Raw genomic sequence first — 19385 nt, forward strand, 5'->3', positions numbered from 1 at the left:
GGCATCGCAGTCTGGGCCGATATTGGATCATGCCGGGTCATGGGCGTTCTCCCGGTTTGATGCTGGTGCTGCAGGCGGTGCCCGCGGTTGGCGCCAGGGCGCGAAGGTCTCGATGATCACCATGGTGCCGCCACAGCAGGGGCATGATGGACCTGGGTCTGCAGGCTCTTCGCATGCGGGTTCTTCCGGTGCTGGCGCTACCTCAAGCAGTTCACGGGCATGCGCGAGACAGCCCTTGCGGGATGAGCCGGCGAGCATGCCGTAGTGCCGGATGCGGTGGAAGCCGCGCGGCAGTACGTGGACCAGGAAGCGGCGGATGAACTCGTCGGCAACGAGGGTCATAACCTGCTGCCGATCGGCGCCGGTACGGCGATAATCCTTGTAGTGGAAGGTCACGCCGGTCTGGTCGAATGCGATGAGGCGGCTGTTGGAGATCGCCACTCGATGGGTATAGCGCGAGAGATAGGCGAGCACTGCCTCCGGTCCGGCAAAGGGCGCCTTGGCATAGACCACCCAGCGCTTCTTGCGGACCGGTGCAAGGTGACGCAGGAAGGCACGGCGGTCGCTGAGGCCTGCAACTTTGCCGAAGAAGGCGAGCCGGCCGGCATTGTGCAGCTCGAGCAGCCGGGTCAGGAACAGACGGCGGAACAGGGCCCCTAGCACGCGGACCGGCAGCAGGAAGGCCGGTCGCGACGAGATCCATCGGCCATCCGGTGTGATGCCGCCACCGGGTACGATCATGTGGATGTGCGGATGGTGGGTCATGGCCGAACCCCAGGTATGGAGCACGGCGGTGATGCCGATGCGGGCACCCAGATGTTTGGGGTCGGCCGCTATCGTCAGCATGGTCTCGGATGCCGCCTTGAACAGCAGATTGTAGACCACGGTCTTGTTGTGGAAGGCGATGTGGGCGATCTTGCTGCGCGTCAAACAGGGTGAGACTCGTATTGCCTCATTTGGTGATGCTCCCGAATGGTGTTGCCGTTGCCTCATCAGAATATTCCCGGCAAAGGAGCTGCGGGCACTTCATTGTTCGGCGTGCCGGCGGGCTGCGCAGCGGAGCCTACAGGGTCAGTTGAGCGAAGCAGTGGCTGTGCCGAAGAGCCGAAGATCATTCCGTGGGCCTGCTCGGAACGCCAGGTCTTCAGCCGACGCTGCACGGTTCGCAGCAACGCATTCGGATACTCTCCCGGGCGTTCGGACTGCAGCCGGTCGAGCAATTCACGCCCTGTACGCCACGGCTCCTGCTCGAACCATTCCCGAAGATCCTCGGTCACGGTAATGAGCGGATCGGGCCGCCGGCGCTCTCGTTTCTGTTTTGGTTTCGGCGCCGATGTTGGGCGCACGTCACCCTGCTTCCAGATGATCTTGAGGCTTTCCAGGAAGCCGTCGAGATCCGGCCGGATCTTTTCCTCGGTCGCAGCTGCAGTCATGCCATCGGTCAGCGACACCAAACGTGACTGCGCCTCCCGCATATCTCGCAGCAGCCGAACAGGGTCGAGACTGGCATAGGTTTCCTGCAACCCAAGCTTCGTCTCTTCGGATATCCTCGGGTCGTCCAGCAGACGCTGGTAGGGTGTCGCCGGCGGGTGATAGCGCTTGTGGACCTTTGCTCCGTCGCGATGCTTCTCCGCCAGCTTGAACGAGGGCTGGAAGAAGTTCACGAACAGTCTTGACGAAGCGTAGAGCTCCGCCAGCACTCTCGCTGCCTCGATCCCCTCGAACCTTCTATATCCGACCAGCCGACGAACCACGGCCCCGTTCTTCTGTTCCACGAACGCTTGGTCGTTCTTGCGATAGGGGCGGCAGCGCGTGAACGTAATCTGCGACGTCGCGCAGTAATCACGCACGGTTTCGTTGATGAACACACTGTCATTATCGGTATCAAAGCCGAGGAGAGGAAAAGGCAGACGGACGCGTAATTCGCTCAGCACCGCCGTCAAAAGCGTCTGCTCCCGCACCAGCAAGGGTGCACATTCGGTCCAGCCGGTCGCGATGTCGGTCAGCACGAAAGTCCAGGCAAAGCTGCCCCTTGCAACAGGTCCGCTGTGCGACACAAGGTCGGCTTCGACATGTCCAGGCGCTGGATCACCCCAGTCCGAGAAGGTTCGGATCGGAATGCTTCGCCGCAAGGCAGTTGATGCCGTTCCGCGGCGATACGGGCTGCGTGTTCCCGCCTTCGCTTCCCTCAATGCCCGATCGATGGTTGCCGCGCTCATCGTGATCAAGCCGGCTCGGACTTCTGGAACCAGATCAAGGTGCCCATGCCGTTCCATCGCTTCGAGCAGGAGCGGAATGAGAGGACGAAGGCGCTTGCCGCAAACCCGATCGGAGGCTTCCCAAAGCACGATCAAGGCCGCTCGGACCCCCTCACCATAAATCCGGTGCCGGTTTGAGGGCTGGGCCTTCAAAGGAGCAGCCGAACGCAGTAGCCGAGCCGCATGTTTGCGGTGATAGCCGCTGACGGCAACGAACTCATCCAAAATGCGCTGCTTCTCATCCCGCTCACTTCGCCGATACCGCTCCACCAACACCGTCAAAAGCTCGTTGCGTGTCACCATACTTACGTTCCTCATTCCCTGCTCCCGCCAGCCCGTGCCGGGAGCATTTTAAATGAGGCAACACCAAATCTACCGGGTACATTTCAGGCGAGGCAATGCGGACTCAGCGACAATCAGGATGAGACGGAGCTGTTGGTGCGTGTCGCAGGCAGGGCGTAGCCCGACCGGAGGCACGTACCAATCGCTTTGCCCGATTTCGGGGTCTGTGATCGCGGTCGTCCCGCTACAGTGGTGGTTTTCAGGAGGGGACCACCTTTGTGCCGGGGCGCCATGTAACCGATCATCAGATGAGGCTTTTCATGAAGCTCAGACAAACCCACGCTACCGAGACGGCGTCAGCCAAGACCGGGATAAGCCGCGCGACAGGCTACCGGCTGCTACAGGACCCGATATTGCCGTCCCAGAGGCGAGAACCTCGAGGGCGACGGCGCCCTGATCCTCTTGTGCACATTTTCGAGGCTGAAGTTGTGCCGTTGCTGCAGGCAGCGCCGGGGCTGCGACCTGTCGCCATTTACGAGGAACTGCTGCGCCGCCACCCCGACCTGCAGTCCGGCATTCGCCGTACACTGGAGCGTCGTATTCGCGCCTGGCGGGCCATCCATGGCGCCGAGCGAGATGTTATTTTCCGGCAGGTTCACGAACCGGGACGGCTGGGGCTTTCGGACTTTACTGATCTGGGCGGGCTTGGCGTCACCATTGCCGGGCAGCGGTTGAACCACCTGCTGTACCACTTCCGTCTGCCTTGGTCTGGCTTCGAACATGCTCACGTCATTCTGGGCGGGGAGAGCTTTGTTGCTCTGGCCGAGGGGCTGCAGAATGCTTTGTGGTCAGCCGGTGGTGCTCCTCATTATCACCGCAGCGACAGCCTCTCGGCCGCCTTCCGCAATCTTGACGCCGAGGCCAGAACAGATCTCACGACGCGATACGAGGCTCTTTGCTCTCACTATGGGATGACCCCGACGCGGAATAACAAGGGCGTGGCCCATGAGAACGGCTCGATCGAGAGTGCTCATGGCCATCTCAAGGGCGCGATCCGGGATGGCCTGCTGATGCGTGGCAGCCCTGACTTCGAGGATCTGAGCTCCTACCGCGCCTTTGTCGACGAGATCATCAGCCGGCGCAATGCGAACCGGGGTAAAGGCATAGAGGCGGAGCGAGCGCATCTGCAGGTTCTGCCTGAGCGCCGCACCACGGACTTCGAGGAGGTGATCGTCACCGTCTCCAGCACGGGCGGGTTCACCTTGCGCAAGGTGTTCTACACCGTGCCTTCCCGCCTCATCGGACACCGATTGAGGGTGCGTCTGTTCGATGACAGGCTGGAAGTGTTCATGGGCGGAACGCATTTGCTGACCCTGCCCAGAGGGCGCGCTCAGGCCAACGGCAAGCATGACCAGGTGGTGAACTACCATCACGTCATCCACTCCTTGCGCAAGAAGCCCATGGCGCTGCTGCACCTGGTTTATCGCGACAAGCTCTTCCCCCGACCGGAATATCGTCGCGCATTCGAGGCCCTGTGTGCGGCGATGCCGGAACGGCCCGCCTGCAAGATCACAGTCGAACTTCTGGCACTCGCACATGATCGCAACTGTGAAGGAGAACTGGCCAGCGAGTTGGGTCAGGTGCTCCGTTCCGGTAGCCTGCCTGATCTGGCGGCGTTGCGGAGAAGGTTCTCTCCAGATCCCGCCGCCTTGCCCCAGGTCTTTGTGCAGCCCGTCTGTCTGGACAGCTACCAGGTTCTGGTCGGAACCCAGGGCATGGCGGGAGAACGCGCATGAAAGCCAATACCCATCCAGTCGATGAAGCTCGCCTGGGCATCATGCTCAACGAGCTAAGATTGCCTGTAAACGTCGGCATCATCGACCGCGAATGCCGGAGTACAAGCAAGTGCAAGAATTGCGATGGCTATTGCTCTCATTGACCGCCCCCTCGGCATCGGTTCATCTATCCTAACGTATAAGGGGGATCATGATGGCGCGCACTATTCTTGCGGTGACACTCACAGTCATTATTGCATCGACAACGCACGCGGCCGAGGCAGACGCCAAGAAGGCAATGATCATGCTGACGCATTGGCAGTGCTACACTTGGGCGTCGATGCACGACAACACCGCTGCCGTCGAGCGTCACTTCGTGGCTGGACTGGAAGCCGGAAACGTATTCATGGACGCCGCCATCGCTGGGATGATCACGCCGGAGGAAGCACGCGCTAACGTCCCGGTCATGGTCTCACTGACGATGCAGGGGCCAACGAAGGACTTCATTCTCGGTCGACTCTTCGAATCCATTCAAGGCGACGCTTACGACGAGATCACGGCCGAAAACGAGATTGGACTCCCGCTCAATCCCGCCGACTACATCACCGACGATGAACTGATCGACGTCAAAGCTAGAACAAGGTACGACCGCGCGAACTGCACATTACTGTAGGTGAGATCCCGATTACGCCGGTGGGTTTCGCATTACGAATGCGCGATCGGGTGGGAAACGCATTACGAGCTCATGAAAAACGTCCCCCACCCATGAATTATGTCCACGGGCGGAGCGCAGGCATGAAATCCGTCCCCTACACGGTCAACGCTGGCTCGCGCTGCTCTAGCGTCCAGTCGTCGCTACCGGGCTCGTAGATGATCTGCGGCAGCGTCTTTAAATAGTCGCGGATCGTCGGATAATCGACTGGCATCAGATTCCAGACGTCGACGCCGACATCGCATTGTTGCGCGTTCATCGACATCTTGCCGTGGCAGTGCCCGAACAGCTGAATTGAGCCGTGACGCATCGCGTTCCACGCCCTCATCGGGTAGTGCGAGAGCACTAGGCGCGTGCCGTCTACGGAGATCTCCGCGTAGTCCCTGACGGACGACCAAGGCAGCTCTTTAACGCTCTTTTTGTCGTGATTTCCGCTAATTAGGTGCTTCGATCCATTGAGCTTGCCAAAAATGCGGCGGAGCTGCTTCGGATCAGCGCTGTCGTGCGCGAAGTCGCCCAAGTGCCAAACGGTGTCCGACGACGTGACGACTTTATTCCACTTGTCAATGAGATAGGCATCATGTTCTTCGATAGTGTCAAAGGGACGCCCGCTGTATTCAAGCGCGGCTGTGTCGTGGCCGAAGTGTGTGTCGCTGATGAAGTAATGTGTCATCGTTTTTTCCCCGTAAAATCAGGGTATGCCGGATCCGCAAGCAAGGAACTAGAGCTCTCTATAAAGAGCCCGCCCTGCCGGCAGCCGTCTCAATCCAATTGCCGCCAGAATGACGGGCGGGCACGGCCGGTCGCCGTTTACGACAGCATGCAGCGTCTGCCGCGGCACGCCCCAGTCCGCCGCCGCTTTTGACATCGAGCCGTGCTTGGCGATCTCGCGATTTAGCCTTGCGTGCAGCTGCAGATCATTGATGACGGGCGGGCCCTGACGGAGCGAATTCAGGGCAGACCGGATCTCGTGCTGCAGGTCGCGAACGTCGGTGCCCGAGTCAGCGACGTGCCCCGCGATTTCGAGTGCGCGTTCGAGTGAGGCGACGGTGGTGCTGGTCATGATTTACCTCCCCTGCTTTGAGCGGATGATCCTGACGGCGGCGAGCAGACCGTCGTCGATCGCGCGAGCGGATGTCTTCTTGCCCCCGACTGTCACATCCGCATCTTCGAATTCATCGCCAATAACTGCTTTATTGAGCACATCCGATGCCATGACGATGGCCTTGACGATCTTCTCTGCCTCGGCTGGTGAAAGCGTGATCATGTTCATCAGAACGGCTCCTCATCTGGGCCACATTCAATAGACACGGCGGGCTCGCGTGGCGTGATCGGCTCGTAGTCATAGAGCTCATCGCGATCGATCCAGTGCAGCTTGCCGTTCTCTTTTAGCCACGCGTATTCGATCTTGACTGTCATGCCGCCGTCGCCGTACGGCCCCGACATCGAGCCGACGAACTTCTGATCGATGAACCGGCTGCCGGCGCGGCCGGGCTTGTCGTTGACGAAATACCCGCGCGCGGTCTCAGCGACGACGTAGACTTCGACACGCTCGTAGTGAACGAGATCTTCGAGATCGCCAGGGCCGACGTCGGCGTAGTAGAGATCGGCGGCGCGGGTCATGACTGGACCTCGATGGCTTGGTCGATGTACCCTTTGATCAGCTTGAGATCGTCTAGCTCATAGATGACGAACCGCTGTTTTTGATCGAAAAGTCCGTCGCGGTCGCAGCAATCTTGCAGTGGCAGACTCTCTCCAGCGCGCAGTCGGGCTTGATCAAGTGCGCGAGTGACATCGCTATCCATGCCATGCCATCTACGTGCGCAGAATAGTCATCGAGACTAATCGTATAGAAGTCGCCGGCGTTTCCGCCGATTGGCTCATCAAAAATGAGCATCTCATTAGCGATCTCGATCGGTCCGATGTTGTCACACTTGTCCACGCGCGCGAAAACGACGGGCGTCTTGAGATGAAGAAATGTAGTGCGATCGACGATTTTCATGCGGTTTTCCTCACGATTTCGAATCTCCCTGGGGACGATACGGCACGCCAAACATCGTGTTCCAGAAGCGGCGGGTTTCGGGGGCGTCGGTGTCGTTGAGAGTGATGCGTCGGCGCCCAACCTGCGAACGAACGCGATAGTGGTAGACAGCGACGCCCCGCTCGCGGGCACGATCCATCTCGCGCTGCCAGCGACGATCCACGGCGCTGACCCTAAGCTCAACGTTGACATCGAACCAGTCGTCGAGCGTCATCGGCTTCTGCATCGCGTCGGCGATCCTATGCTCGTTCTCGATCTCAGCAGTGCGGAAGCGCGCTGCTGAGATTTCGACGGACTTTGCAAAGGTGATGAAGTCCTCTGGCAGCTTCATTCACGCCACTCCCAGCTCTTCGACGGCACGCTCGACGTCGAAGTTAAGGATGTCGCGACCCATGCCGACGAGCAGGCCGCAGAAGAATGTGCGGATGTGTTCATAGCCAGTGCCAGTGGTGCTGTCCGGCGAGAAGACCAGACGGCTCTCGGATGCACGCTGACTGAACACGATAGCTGGACCATCGGAGCACACGTAGACCGGCAGACCTGCCACGGCGCGATTGAGATGATGGACGGCGTTCTCGATCTTCGTCTCGCCGGGCACGTTCACGCCAGCGAGACGGAAGCCCGTGAGCGCGATGCGGACCCGCTCTGCCTCGGCGCTGTGGCAGCGCTTGACGCCGTGAGAGAGGATGCCGCCCTCGTCCACGATCTCGTCGTAGAGCCGGATGAACTCCTCGTCGCACATCCGTTCTGAGGCGACGATGAGGGCTCGATCGCTGATCGACGTTACGGGGTAGCCCGCGAAGACAATGCGATCGCCAGTGTCGTAGGCGACTGTCAGGACAGAGCGCGGGGGGAACGAGCCGGTCTTGATCTCGATCAGATCGCCAGTGCGGAAATTGGTGTCCATTTTCAGATCACTCCCGTGATGATGGCGAAAGAGAAGGAGCCGGCGAGGATGAAGATTGCAGGATTCGCCAACGACGTCGGCTACTCGATGAACGAGTGCCTCGACTTCGTGTACGGACCTGAACTCGCGCGCGTCACCGAGAGCCTGCCGCGCGAGATGAAGCGGATCGCCGAGCTGAAGAAGATGTGGCCCAAGGCAGCGTGATGGCGTCACGCAGTCATTACCTCATAATCCGTTATCGAGGGTTATGAGGTAGTGACGATCCGCGAGTGACCTAAAACAGATCGCGGATGGATCATATTTCGACATCGCGCCGAATAAGTTATCAACTTCAACGGCTTACACGCCCACTTCGACGACGAACTGCGGATCGAAATCGGGATTTTCGCTCCAGTCGTCGCTTTCGTATCCCCTCGGGTTGGCGATAATACGTGTGTTTTCAAGCACATAGTCACACCGGCGATGGATGTGCCCGTGTATCCACAGCGTTGGCGATCTTACACGGATCAGATCGCTGAGATCTGACGCGTATGCAGCGTCTTCGAGGCCGGGGTGGTGCCCGCATGAAATCGGCGATGGCGCGTGATGCGTGACCACGACTGTCGGGCCGTCGAACGGCTGGGCCAGCGTTCGATCAATGGCAGCGCGATGAAGCGCGTGGGCGTCGAATGTATGCTCCGGCCACAGAAGGTCCCCGTCCGGCCCTGTCACGCGTTGGTATTCTGGCATGTGCCGTGCCGCCCATGCTTGCGAAGCATAGGCGTCGCCGGCAATGGCGAAGTCCGTCCACAGCGTGGCACCGACGAAGCGGAAGCCGTCGATGACGACGCTCTGACCAGCCGGCAGCACGACCACGGGGCCGTCGACTTGCGCCTCGAAAGCATCCAGACCGCCTCCGCTCAGATCATGATTGCCCGGCACGAAGACGATTGGCTTCTGCGTCATCGCATGCAGCCGCGACAACTCAGAGAGTGCAGCGGCAGGGTCATTGCTGACGTCGCCTGCAATGACCAGCACGTCGTGATCGGGTAGGATCGGCGGAGGCCAGGGCATATGATCGAGATGCAGGTCTGAGATGATCCAGATCTTCATCGCACTGCTTTCTTCGCTTTGAAGATCAGCATGTGCAGATCGATATCTTCGAGCTCGTCGATCGCGCGGTCAAGCTCTCGCCGGAGCTGCCACCTCCGGTCTTTGACTTCATCGAGAGGGGCCGGCACGCCAGCGAGAATATCGCGAGCCGAAGCTGTTCCGATCTCGATCAATGAGACCAGCAATCGCGTGTGCCACTCAGTGCCCCTGAGTGAATCGAGCAGCTGTCGGAGATTTTCTGGCGTCGCGTCGATGAGCGTGCGGCCCCACCAGACCGCAGCCCCCGAGGGGGCGGAAGGGTCATGCGGAAGCTGCACGCACGCTTCGACGAATAGCGTGCGGAGGCGGACGAGTTCGCTGTCACTTAACATCGTCAGCATCTCCCCGCGGCATCGTGATAGAAGTGTCTTGCCAGCGTCCCTTGCCACTAAAGAGTCGGCGGATGTACGCAGTGCCGCCGTCAACGCTCACGTTGCCGCATCGGCAGCTCTTGAAATCATGGCGATGCTCCGACACGATTTCTTGCTCGCACTCTAAGCAGCGCGCGCTATTGCGAATGATGATGTCTTTACTGAACATGTCAGCATCTCCCCATGATTGTTTCGCGACCGTCGAGGACGGTCTGGATGATACGCGTCAGCTTCCGAATGCTGCCGCCTGGCCACGCCGCGCGGACGAGATCGAGTTCGTCTTCTGCGAGCGGCTGGAACCATCGCCGATCGATGCCTCGCTCCCGCGCGATGCGATCGACGATCTGCCCCGACAGCACGCCCAAGTGCGCCCAACTGGGCGTCGGCATGCGCAAGATACGCATGCGATCGCGGAGAGGCGCCGGAATGCCGTCGACCGAATTCGCGGTCGCAAAATGGCTCACGAAGCTCAGATCGCACTCGACTTCGAGTGCCGGGTCGCGGAACCGGCGTGCCTGGTCTAGCTCGAGCAACGGCAGCAAGGCGTCCAAGGCGGCCCCGTTTGCCGAGCCAGTCACCGCCTTCTCAACCTCGTCCCAGATGACGGCGCCCGATGCTGTCTTTGCGCGCTTGATCAGCTGCAGAGGCACGCTTTCACGGGCCGTAGACCACTGCGCGCTCGTGCCGCCAAGAGCTGCGTCTGCCACGCCGCCCAAGCTGAAAAGCTCGCATGGAAGCCCGAGCTCATCGCAGATCGCTCGGGCCAGCGAACTCTTGCCCGACCCCGGCTCTCCGACAAGAAGAGTCGGCCGAAAGCGGACGTCGTCGCGGGTCACGAGGTCGCCAAGAATGGTATCGATCACGTCGATAGCGTGCGGCCATTGAAGCATCAAATGACGTCGTGCCGCGGCGATATCGCCCTTGGCCACCAGTGGCAACGGCTCCCCGGCGATGTCCTTCCAGCCTCGGAAAATGTCTTTGCGATGACTCGTCTGGCCGTCCGGCAGCTCGGGCACCACGATCACTGCAGCCGGCTCGGCAGCACGGGTCTCTTCGATGGCTTCTTGCCAATCCTCCTCGCCCGGCTCGTCGCGCTGAGCGGCTGCGGCGATGTCCTCGAAGGTCGGTGCCGCACCCGTTTCTGCGGCCTTCTTATCCGCGGCTGCGATGATGACGCGCGCAAGACCGATGTCGTCTTGAACGTCGCTAAAACGGGCAATTTCGTTGTAGCCATGCTTGCAGTAGTTCTGCATCGACGTTTGCTGTCGGCCGAGTAAACCTGCCACAACACAGTGGTGCCAGAAGTCGAGATTCCGCGAGCGCGAGACCGCCCGCTCTGCGATATAGAGAGCGAGCGCCTCGCGCGCTGGACGAGTGCTATCGCCACTCGTGAGCATGCACGATTGATAGACGCGCATGCGCCATTCGTCTTCGTGCGAAATCCCAGATAGCTCCAAGCGCACGGCTTCAACTGCCAGCGGCGCGCAGGTGTCGCGCAACACTGAAACTGCGTTGCGCAACTCAAGTGTTGGCACAATCGGAACAGCCGCTCCGTGCTCGTCGTAGCGATACAAACCGATCGTCGGCAAACTGTCGCACCAAGCTTGAATGTCGCGCTCAATGTTGTCCGCGAAAAACGGCGCCCCGGCGATGAGGTCGTCGAGCGTCGGAAGACGCCCGGCGCGGATGACGTCGTGCAAGACGCCCCGTTCGCGCACGAGAAGAATGGTCGCAGCGTCTGCGACGTTTTCCTTTGATGTCATGTGATTTTTGGTAGCGGGCCGGTTCCGGCTCCACGCCCCGTAGCACTCCGCGGATGCGGGCTGGGCTCGGGGTGCGCCGCCGAGCGCATGGCATCGGCGTCACAGGTCGGCGTCTATAGCGCAGAGATCAGAGCGTGTCCGGAGAGAAAATCGACGGCATTTTATCTAATGGCTGCGGCGTCACTCGATGTCGCGATCGACGAGCCGCTTGTGTCTGCTTGAGAGCCATGCCGCGATGACGTCGTCGTCGATGCCCTGCGATCGCATAGACGCTATGAAGTCGTCCAGGTGCTCTGCAAGCCGCGCGTCGCGCACGCGGTCTGCCATCTCACCGGCTTGTTTCTTCACTCGATCGGGGATTGGCGGGGAATCTGGGCCCTTTCCGAGCATGCGCTGCAGCGAACGCGGATTGAGATCGAGCCAGCGCGCGATCTTCTTGCTGGACCATTCCGGAAATACTGCAGCAAGCGTCAATGCGAAGAGGCTGTGCCTGCGTGGATCAATGTCCCATTCGTCTTTGTCTTCACTCATACCCCGCAAGATACACACGCGCGCGCTGATCCGCCATACCTTCTAAGTGCTTGCAATTTAATGCAAATCAGAAATAATTCACTTTTTATGAACTTTCTTCTTGAAAGTGGTTAATGCGTGCGCTATCTTCAAATCATCGGACGGCAAGAGGCGGTCCGAACAACACCTAAGTACCAGAATGGCGAGCGCCAACTGGTCGATGGAGACAGAAAATGAACGCTTTCCGCGTCCTGAACACAACTTCCTCACAGACCATCGCAGTCGTCCTCGCAGAGGATTGGGATGCAGCTCTCGAAGCCGCTGCAAAGCATGCCGGCGTCGGCGCGCACATCGACGTCGAGAACGCGGACGGTGATGTGGACTTCGTCGCAGACTTCATCATCGACGGCATCAAGAAGAACAAGGAATACAACAGCGGATCGTATGATGGTTGGGATGCAAGCACGGCCAGGGAGATCTACTGCGACTTCTCCGCTTTCGATGCTTTCGATCCCAATGAGGAGAAGAATCTCATGATCGCCCTGCTCGCAGAGCCTGGCTTCGAGTCCGCTGTCGATGCTCGCGTCACGGAGTGGCTCAATGATGCCATCCGCGAAGAGGCTGAAGAGGCCGAATGAGCGACACCACGGGGGCTACGGCCCCCGTCTTCTTCTGTAGGAGCCACTCATGGACATGACACGAACTGATACCATCGAGACCGTCGCCGGCATCCTCTTCGGCCGCGACAAAGCTGGGAAGCCCGAAAAAGGGTGGGTCGCAAAGCTCGCACGCAAGCTCGATATGACACCGACTGCTGTGCACAAGACACTCGAAAAAGACGAGAGTCCCGTCTTCGATCGCAAGCTGATCGCATTGATCGAGCGCGAGCGCACCCGCATGACGAACGACGTCACGATGCTCTCGGAGATCCTCTGGAGTCCCTTCAACATCGACCTGCCCACACCGCCTCCGATCATGCCCCTCGCGCAGCGGGAGGCAGAAGTCGATGCAGAGCGAGCGAAGTATGGGCTCGTCGACCCGCCTCTCTACGAAGACGAGGGGCATCAACACCAGCGGGCTAAAGGCATCCGTAAGGAGCATGGCGGCAGCTATGGCTTTTCGATCTGCTTCGACACGCGTGAAACAGAGAAGATCGCGCTGAGCTGCGCCCAAGGCGAAGGCCAAAAATGGCAGATCCAGCGAGCTTCCTGGGACGTCGAAAATGACACTTCGAAGATGCGGGAGCGCATGGAAGAGAGGGGCCTGTCCGTGGAGCCGCTCGGAAAGCGGTATATCGATGGCCCTACCATCTATCGCATCAGCCAGAGGGGCGCCCAAAATGCTGAATGAAGCAGAAATGATCGACCGCGCGATCGCCGTTCTCTTTGCGCCCGGCGTCGATTCCGACCTCCGTCCATACGCGCTCGTCGACGGCATCGAGAAGGCCGCGACGCCCTCGGCGGCATGGCAGATCTTTCAGCGCGGCTGGACGTGCTGTGATGCCGTGAGCCCGCGTGTCATCGACGACATCATGAAAGTGCTGCTCGCCACCAGCGCGCGCGGCACGGACTTTCTGAAAGGCAAAGACCGCGAATTCTACGACAGCCTGCCGACCAAGGTCACCGTCTATCGTGGCGCCCCAAGGGGTTCACGCGGCGGCATTTCGTGGACCACTGACATCGCTATCGCGCGTGAGTTCGCGGAAGGTCATCGCGGGATGTACGTGCCAGATGGCGTGATCTTCGAGCGCGTCATCAAGAAGTCGGACATCTTGACTGTCTCCATGGACCGCGACGAATCGGAGATCATCTTGAAGCCCCGCTGGCGCAGCGCGACCGTCATCGAGCTCGAAGACGCCGCATAAAGATGAGAGGAGATGAGGTGATGTCGTCACAGCGAAACACTGAAGACCGCATTCTCGCCGCTGGCGCAATCAGATCAGTATCTGGAGCGGGGGGCTGGACTGGAGTTGTCCTTTCGGGTCCGAAAGGGGCGATCCGGCCGACCGGCATTGAAAAACGACTGTCACAGAAGTCGTGGCAGACGCGGAAAGAGGCTGTCGCGTTTGCGCAGGCTTATATCGACAAGCACTGACTAGCAACATCAATCCATCCAGCCGGCGCCTCACCCGCGCCGGCTTTTCCATGCCGATCGCGTGTCGCTCGTCCTAAACTCGTCCTAGTCCGAAATCGGACCAACCCCCGGAAAGCAAAAACCCCCGGTTTCCCGGGGGTTTGAATGGTAGCGAAGCCCAGATTTGAACTGGGGACACACGGATTATGATTCCGCCGCTCTAACCAACTGAGCTACTCCGCCTCAAGGCGTCGACCTAGGCCGATGAGCGCTTTAGTAAAAGTGTGGGGCAAAGCTGTCAAGCGGATCGCTATCAATTTTCCGATTGTGCCATCAGCCTTTCCACAAGTTGCAAATCCGCCAAGAACTTAGCGCGTTCAACCGCCCTGCCCTCGGCGTCCGGAATGCGCAGGAGATAGGAGGGGTGGTTGGTGACGACGAGGATCGCGCCATCGTCGAGCGGAATCGGTTCGCCGCGGACCTTGGCGACACAAACCGCTTTTCCCAGAAGGCTTTGGGCGGCGGAGGCGCCGAGGGCGACGATCAGCCGGGGCCGCGTCAGCTGCCGCTCCATGTCGAGCCAGTGGCGGCAGGCGGAGATTTCACCGCTATCGGGCTTCTGATGAATGCGGCGCTTGCCGCGCGGCACGAATTTGAAATGCTTTACCGCGTTGGTAACATAGAGCTTTTTTCGATCAATGCCGACCTCGGCGATGGCCTCGTCGAACACCTGGCCGGCGGGGCCGACGAAGGGGCGACCGGCCAGATCCTCCTGGTCGCCGGGCTGTTCGCCGACCACCATGACCTTGGCGTCGGGCGGGCCTTCCCCGAAGACGGGCTGGGTGGCGTGCTCGTAGAGGGGGCAGCGGCGGCAGCTTTCTATGGCTGCCCTTGCATCGGGGATAGACTGGATAAGTTCATCTACCGCGCTGATTTCCCGCGCCTTTTGGCGGAGGTGCCGGGCCGGCGGCTGGGTGCTCGCACGGGCGATCATCTCCGCCTCCATCGCCCGCGCATTGCGGATGAGGGGCGCGATCTGGGCGGCTTCGGGGAGATTGCGCCAGTATTTGACCGGCATCTCCGATTTCATCATCGAGACCTTCAACCGCGCCGGGTTGAAAATGGCGGCGTAATAGGTGGTCCAATCATCCTCCACCGCGTCGTGGGCGGGGACATCTTTCTTCGAGCCGCCAGGGCCGAACGACAAATTCTCCATATCCCAGAAGGTACTAGCATAGGGAGTAACGATGGCCCAGTTCATGCCGGCGAAGCGTCGGGCGAAGAAGGGTGCGGTCGCTTCGAGCACATAATGGTCGGGCTCGAGCCAGGCGACATAGCGCTCTTCGCCCGCCAGAGGGACCGTGCGGAAGCGCACGAAGGCCTTCATCTTGTGTGCATCACGACGCACCGCAGAGGCCATATTGGTTAGCAGACTGTTAGCACTATCAGCCGCGTTCATGAGAATTCGTGAATCCTGCTGCAGACGCCAGAGCATGGTGTAGAGCCGGGCAAAACGCTCGGGGTCGGAATGCTGTATGACGGTCTGGGCGAGGGTGAGAAAATCGCGCGGGACCGAGCCGATGGCGCCCGCGACGGTGGGCAGCATGTCGTCGCCTGCCTCAAAGAGGCCATTGTCTTCCGCGCCGTAGCGCCAGACCACATTTGCCGGGGCGACACCGGCGGCGAGCAGTCGGCGCGCCTTGTCCCGCCACTCGGCAAAATCATTGGGGCTCTCGAGCCGAACCGAGAGCATCAGAAAAGGCTCATCTGCTGGGGCGGCGGGGTGAGGCGCTGGCGCAGTTTGACGTCATCGATCTGGCCGCCCGGGCTCCAGTCGCTGGCGGTAATGAAGGGGCGGACCTTATCGATGGAGCCGGCGATGCGCGCGACATCGCTCAACCGAAGTCGGGTGAGGCGGCGGCTGGAGATGATGCGATCGACGCTGCGCACGCCGAGGCCGGGCACGCGCAGCAGCATTTCGCGATCGGCAAAATTGACGTCGACGGGAAAACGCGCGCGTTCCTTCAGCGCCCAGGCGAGCTTGGGGTCCACCGCCAGATCGAGATTGCCCCCTTCCCCGCCGGCGACGATTTCGGGGACATCAAAACCATAAAAGCGAATGAGCCAATCGGCCTGATAGAGGCGGTGCTCGCGCATCAGCGGGGGCGGCGCCAGCGGCAGGCGGGAGGAGGCGTCGGGAATGGGCGAGAAGGCGGAATAATAGACGCGTTTCAGCCGATAGCCGGAATAGAGCCCGGCGGCGCGGGTGAGGATAGCGTCGTCATTGGCCTTGTCGGCGCCGATGATCATCTGGGTGGATTGACCGGCGGGGGCAAATTTCTGGGGCTTTGAGCGGGTCTTCTTTTCGGGCTTGGCCTCATCGAGCTTTCCGCGCAGCCGCGCCATGGCGGTGCGGATTTCGGCGGGACGCTTTTCCGGCGCGAGGTTTTCCAGCGCGCTGTCTGTGGGCAGCTCGATATTGGTCGAGAGCCGGTCGGCCCAGAGGCCGGCCTCGGCCAAAAGCTCGGGCGCGGCGTTGGGGATGACTTTTAAATGGATGTAGCCGGCAAAGAGGTGGTCTTCGCGCAGGGTCCGGGCGACGCGAACCATCTGCTCCATGGTGTAGTCGGGCGAGCGGATGATGCCCGAGGAGAGGAACAGGCCTTCAATATAGTTGCGTTTGTAGAAATCGAGGGTGAGCTGGACCACCTCTTCGACCGAAAACCGCGCCCGCGCCACGTTGGAGGAGGAGCGGTTGATGCAATAAGCGCAGTCATAAATGCAGAAATTGGTCAGCAGCAGTTTTAAGAGGCTAATGCAGCGGCCATCGGGGGCGTAGGAATGGCAAATGCCGCTGCCCTCGGTCGAGCCAATGCCCTTGGTGCCAGCCGAATTGCGCTTCTCGCTGCCGCTCGAGGCGCAGGAGGCATCATATTTGGCGGCATCGGCGAGCACCGCCAGCTTGCGATTGAGGGTTAGCGTGGCCATCTTTTTTGTTCATCCTTTGTTCTGGATGTTTAATGGCTTGGGCTGCGGGAGGGAATGGGAAAAGGGGGCGGTGGAGGAATTGTGATCGGGGGAAGACAAAGCGTCCGCGTCACTAAGTGGCAGGACCTACGCGCTTTGGTGGTGTGTTCAGCCGCATTAAGTGCATCGCCAGGCCACCGCAGCCTACAAGCACTCTACGCCCTACAGTACGAAGCAGTCTCTGCCCGCCTGCTTTAGGCGACTGCACAAGAGCCCCGCCGCTTCAGCGGAAGGCGCGGATACCCTTATCCGGTAGAATATGCCCCTCGGACCAAGGTCCACCCGCTGAACTTCCAGATCCGCCCCGGCGAAAAGCGACCCAAACTGAGAGGCTATTTCCTGTGCGGCCGCCAATGCAGCCTCCTCGGTTCTGGTTGAGTAAAGCTGCACGAAGCTCTCCACCGCACTGGTACCTCGTCTCGGGCCTTTTTCACCAGTAGTGGGGCTGAGCTTTTCGCCATTGCCGAGTGCGACGTAGTCACCATTGTCCGCTAGTGCGACCCCGAACGTAATAGGTGTGCTCTCTCCACCTTGGTGAAAGGTTACCCTATAGGGGACCACATCCGCTTGAGGGATGGTTCGGCCAAAAAGGATCTTTATTGCCGTTCCCGCTGGTAGGTAAGTGTCGACACCGTTTTCACGGAAGACACGTTCGATAGGGAAGATCCAGGCATCAACCAGCCCCTCCTTCCCTAAGACCGCGCTTAGTGTAGTGCCCTTCGAGATCGGCACAGTACGCTCTGTAATATCCTGCCCCGCTGATTTAGGGAGGATTGTACGGCCAATGTCAGAATTGGCCGACACTGGATTTTCGGCGGCTGTGTGGACAGACGGATTACCCTTCAATATGCCCCACTGAGTCAATTCGGCAGCGCTAAAGACGTACATTTCCTCTGGCCGAGTACGAAGCATGGCGGAAGTGACTTCTTGCCGAACGCCGAAGTCCACAAATGCTTCCAAGATGTCTGACACCACAGTTTGCGCCACTGACGCATCCGTGTCCTCACCCCAAACCTGATGCACGCCTAGCGCTCCGTCGACACTTCGCTCTTCACCCGCAAAAAATACGAAGGCGCAAGCGGAGTAGCAGCCCGCATTGGGGGGGACGTAGGTCGCCAACCCCATTTCCTTGACTTCGTAGGCTAGGAGTAGAGCGCTGGAAACGTAGCCCCCATCGCTGGCCAAGAAGAGAACTTTGGGAATGCCAGCGGCCCGGACTGCTCGCCGAAAGTCGAGCGGCGTCGATGCTCCAATATCACCGCGAAGCCAAATCACGCCGGGAGATTCCCGCAAGACTTGAAAGCTGCCGATTTGAATTACTGCTTCCGCGTCGGATGCGGGCAGGACTGGCGACGGCGCTAGTTCGGGAGCGGGGCTCAGGTCATCACTCCAAGGGCTCGCGAACGACGCAAGAAAAAGGGCAACTATCGACCCTTGTTTAGTGTATCGCTCCGTCCATCTGACCGTAAACCCAGACGTAAAATCACCGTTCGCGAACATCAGAGAGTAGAAGTATTCTCCATCCAGCACTCCAGAAACGACAAAGTACTCATCGCGCAACGTTCGGTATGTAACGTCGCGCCTGGAATTTTCGGTTGAGAGCTGCTGGTATAGATCGGCATATGACTGGACAGCATTTGACTGACTAACGGTGTCGAGGCGCATAAATCCGTCAGGCCGAGTGTAGGCTGTCCCGACCGAGGTTCGACTGGTGTCCGGAAGTAAAGCCCGCGGCACCGCAATCTCGAGTTTGCCGCCTTCGTCGTGGACAATCTCTAAGCCAAGTTCTTCGAAAACGGATTGGGCGGCCCGAGACAGTGCACGCATAGCCGTACCATCAAGGACGCCAGTCGCAGTGTCTCCATTCCATTTTTGGAAAGCAGTGAGCGCCCGATACGTTGAAGGGCCAAACGCACCGTCGATTATGGCGTCATAGAACCCTGCGAGCGTAAGATCTGTCTGAAGCGCAACTCGATCCTCGTCGCCGAGCTCTCCGAACCACCCCCGACTGAGTTCAAAGTCGGCCCGTGGAGCAGAAGTCGAGGCGAAGTAGAGCGATATCAATAAAAGACACGCAACACCCCATCTGTTGACGTTTCCAGATATCATTTGAACCCCCGCCCGAATTAAGCTTCTCAGTCTTTCGGGCTCTCCGCAAGTGGCCACTTAAGACACGAGCAACAGCGACTTAACAGGTTCTTCGCCGTTTTTGTCGCGGCCGGCGATTCACCTACTTCTTTTGCGCGGCTTCTTCTCCCACTCCACCCAAAGATGAATGGCAACGAGCAGCGGGCGGGAGACGACTGTGGCAATGAGAACTGCCGCGAGGGTGGAGATCGGGCGGGTTTCGGGCTGGAGGGAGAGGATCAGGGCGGTGATGGTGGCGACTGCGAGACTATATTCAAAGACCGCTAGGGTGCCGCCGCAGAGACGCGCCAACGCAGCCTCTAAAAGAGTGGGGACTGTTTTTTCGGGCTGCTCGCTCATGGTTTTGCTCCTCACCTGGCAATGAGACGCTGGGCGAGAAGCGGGCCT

23 protein-coding genes, 1 tRNA gene and 2 pseudogenes are annotated in these 19385 nt (G+C 59.8%); 7 read left to right on the forward strand and 19 right to left on the reverse strand.

Annotated features, from left to right (window positions below; genetic code table 11):
* Window positions 1-27: 27 nt before the first annotated feature.
* Window positions 28-915, reverse strand: a pseudogene (locus NYQ88_RS17910) (transposase); the annotation flags it as partial.
* 185 nt (window positions 916-1100) lie between these two features.
* Window positions 1101-2576 (reverse strand): annotated as a pseudogene (locus NYQ88_RS17915) (transposase family protein); the annotation flags it as partial.
* Between the two features lie 272 nt (window positions 2577-2848).
* Between NYQ88_RS17915 and istA the strand changes: the two are divergent.
* Genes istA through NYQ88_RS17930 form a run of 3 tightly spaced genes read left to right on the forward strand, consistent with a single transcriptional unit; the run spans window position 2849 to window position 4988 of the window.
* On the forward strand, window positions 2849-4336 hold the full coding sequence (gene istA / locus NYQ88_RS17920; protein WP_275652452.1) for an IS21 family transposase: 1488 nt from the start codon (window positions 2849-2851) through the stop codon (window positions 4334-4336).
* The gene (locus NYQ88_RS17925) at window positions 4333-4479 is read left to right on the forward strand and encodes a hypothetical protein (RefSeq protein ID WP_275652453.1); all 147 of its coding nucleotides are present in this window, start codon (window positions 4333-4335) and stop codon (window positions 4477-4479) included. The genes istA and NYQ88_RS17925 overlap by 4 nt, the downstream gene beginning before the upstream one ends.
* Window positions 4480-4526: 47 nt before the next feature.
* Complete coding sequence (locus NYQ88_RS17930) at window positions 4527-4988, forward strand: hypothetical protein (RefSeq protein ID WP_275652454.1); 462 nt, start codon at window positions 4527-4529, stop codon at window positions 4986-4988.
* A 136-nt stretch (window positions 4989-5124) separates the two neighbouring features.
* Here NYQ88_RS17930 and NYQ88_RS17935 read toward each other — a convergent pair whose 3' ends face one another.
* The 7 genes from NYQ88_RS17935 to NYQ88_RS17965 are packed head-to-tail and all read right to left on the reverse strand — an operon-like array spanning window position 5125 to window position 7975.
* Window positions 5125-5700: a metallophosphoesterase family protein gene (locus NYQ88_RS17935; protein WP_275652455.1), complete on the reverse strand. Its 576-nt coding sequence runs from the start codon at window positions 5698-5700 to the stop codon at window positions 5125-5127.
* 48 nt (window positions 5701-5748) lie between these two features.
* Window positions 5749-6090, reverse strand: a complete 342-nt coding sequence (locus NYQ88_RS17940) for a hypothetical protein (RefSeq protein WP_275652456.1) — start codon at window positions 6088-6090, stop codon at window positions 5749-5751.
* A 3-nt stretch (window positions 6091-6093) separates the two neighbouring features.
* Window positions 6094-6300, reverse strand: coding sequence for a hypothetical protein (locus NYQ88_RS17945; protein ID WP_275652457.1), 207 nt, complete (start codon window positions 6298-6300; stop codon window positions 6094-6096).
* On the reverse strand, window positions 6300-6650 hold the full coding sequence (locus tag NYQ88_RS17950) for a hypothetical protein (protein WP_275652458.1): 351 nt from the start codon (window positions 6648-6650) through the stop codon (window positions 6300-6302). The genes NYQ88_RS17945 and NYQ88_RS17950 overlap by 1 nt, the downstream gene beginning before the upstream one ends.
* 52 nt (window positions 6651-6702) lie before the next feature.
* On the reverse strand, window positions 6703-7029 hold the full coding sequence (locus NYQ88_RS17955; RefSeq protein ID WP_275652459.1) for a hypothetical protein: 327 nt from the start codon (window positions 7027-7029) through the stop codon (window positions 6703-6705).
* Between the two features lie 10 nt (window positions 7030-7039).
* Window positions 7040-7399 carry a hypothetical protein gene (locus NYQ88_RS17960; protein WP_275652460.1) on the reverse strand — a complete coding sequence of 120 codons (360 nt, stop codon included), beginning with the start codon at window positions 7397-7399 and terminating at the stop codon, window positions 7040-7042.
* Entirely contained in the window at window positions 7400-7975 is a 576-nt protein-coding gene (locus NYQ88_RS17965; RefSeq protein ID WP_275652461.1) for a hypothetical protein, read from the reverse strand.
* A gap of 48 nt (window positions 7976-8023) precedes the next feature.
* Between NYQ88_RS17965 and NYQ88_RS17970 the strand changes: the two genes are divergently transcribed.
* The gene (locus tag NYQ88_RS17970; protein ID WP_275652462.1) at window positions 8024-8179 is read left to right on the forward strand and encodes a hypothetical protein; all 156 of its coding nucleotides are present in this window, start codon (window positions 8024-8026) and stop codon (window positions 8177-8179) included.
* Window positions 8180-8314: 135 nt separating this feature from the next.
* Here NYQ88_RS17970 and NYQ88_RS17975 read toward each other — a convergent pair whose 3' ends face one another.
* The 5 genes from NYQ88_RS17975 to NYQ88_RS17995 all read right to left on the reverse strand — a co-directional run bounded on the left by NYQ88_RS17975 (window position 8315) and on the right by NYQ88_RS17995 (window position 11771).
* Window positions 8315-9067 (reverse strand): metallophosphoesterase, encoded by a 753-nt coding sequence (locus tag NYQ88_RS17975; protein ID WP_275652463.1) that lies wholly within the window; start codon window positions 9065-9067, stop codon window positions 8315-8317.
* Entirely contained in the window at window positions 9064-9438 is a 375-nt protein-coding gene (locus NYQ88_RS17980; protein ID WP_275652464.1) for a hypothetical protein, read from the reverse strand. Before NYQ88_RS17980 ends, NYQ88_RS17975 begins: the two co-directional genes overlap by 4 nt.
* Complete coding sequence (locus tag NYQ88_RS17985; RefSeq protein ID WP_275652465.1) at window positions 9428-9646, reverse strand: hypothetical protein; 219 nt, start codon at window positions 9644-9646, stop codon at window positions 9428-9430. The genes NYQ88_RS17980 and NYQ88_RS17985 overlap by 11 nt, the downstream gene beginning before the upstream one ends.
* 1 nt (window position 9647) lies before the next feature.
* Window positions 9648-11240, reverse strand: a complete 1593-nt coding sequence (locus NYQ88_RS17990) for an AAA family ATPase (protein WP_275652466.1) — start codon at window positions 11238-11240, stop codon at window positions 9648-9650.
* A gap of 180 nt (window positions 11241-11420) precedes the next feature.
* A complete protein-coding gene (locus tag NYQ88_RS17995; protein WP_275652467.1) occupies window positions 11421-11771 on the reverse strand; it encodes a hypothetical protein in 351 nt (116 codons plus the stop codon).
* Window positions 11772-11983: 212 nt separating this feature from the next.
* Here NYQ88_RS17995 and NYQ88_RS18000 point away from each other — a divergent pair, with 212 nt between their 5' ends.
* The 3 genes from NYQ88_RS18000 to NYQ88_RS18010 are packed head-to-tail and all read left to right on the forward strand — an operon-like array spanning window position 11984 to window position 13614.
* Entirely contained in the window at window positions 11984-12388 is a 405-nt protein-coding gene (locus NYQ88_RS18000) for a hypothetical protein (protein WP_275652468.1), read from the forward strand.
* Window positions 12389-12437: 49 nt separating this feature from the next.
* Window positions 12438-13100 (forward strand): hypothetical protein, encoded by a 663-nt coding sequence (locus NYQ88_RS18005; protein WP_275652469.1) that lies wholly within the window; start codon window positions 12438-12440, stop codon window positions 13098-13100.
* The gene (locus NYQ88_RS18010) at window positions 13090-13614 is read left to right on the forward strand and encodes a hypothetical protein (protein ID WP_275652470.1); all 525 of its coding nucleotides are present in this window, start codon (window positions 13090-13092) and stop codon (window positions 13612-13614) included. The genes NYQ88_RS18005 and NYQ88_RS18010 overlap by 11 nt, the downstream gene beginning before the upstream one ends.
* Window positions 13615-13989: 375 nt before the next feature.
* Here NYQ88_RS18010 and NYQ88_RS18015 read toward each other — a convergent pair.
* The 5 genes from NYQ88_RS18015 to NYQ88_RS18035 all read right to left on the reverse strand — a co-directional run bounded on the left by NYQ88_RS18015 (window position 13990) and on the right by NYQ88_RS18035 (window position 19337).
* Window positions 13990-14066, reverse strand: a tRNA-Met gene (locus tag NYQ88_RS18015).
* Between the two features lie 70 nt (window positions 14067-14136).
* On the reverse strand, window positions 14137-15576 hold the full coding sequence (locus NYQ88_RS18020; RefSeq protein ID WP_275652471.1) for a UdgX family uracil-DNA binding protein: 1440 nt from the start codon (window positions 15574-15576) through the stop codon (window positions 14137-14139).
* A complete protein-coding gene (locus NYQ88_RS18025) occupies window positions 15576-16811 on the reverse strand; it encodes a putative DNA modification/repair radical SAM protein (protein WP_275652472.1) in 1236 nt (411 codons plus the stop codon). The genes NYQ88_RS18020 and NYQ88_RS18025 overlap by 1 nt, the downstream gene beginning before the upstream one ends.
* Before the next feature lie 201 nt (window positions 16812-17012).
* On the reverse strand, window positions 17013-18677 hold the full coding sequence (locus tag NYQ88_RS18030) for an SPOR domain-containing protein (protein WP_275652473.1): 1665 nt from the start codon (window positions 18675-18677) through the stop codon (window positions 17013-17015).
* Window positions 18678-19076: 399 nt separating this feature from the next.
* Window positions 19077-19337 carry a hypothetical protein gene (locus NYQ88_RS18035; RefSeq protein WP_275652474.1) on the reverse strand — a complete coding sequence of 87 codons (261 nt, stop codon included), beginning with the start codon at window positions 19335-19337 and terminating at the stop codon, window positions 19077-19079.
* Between the last annotated feature and the right edge of the window lie 48 nt (window positions 19338-19385).

Origin of the sequence: Devosia sp. SD17-2 (assembly GCF_029201565.1) — a bacterium.
Taxonomy (GTDB): domain Bacteria; phylum Pseudomonadota; class Alphaproteobacteria; order Rhizobiales; family Devosiaceae; genus Devosia.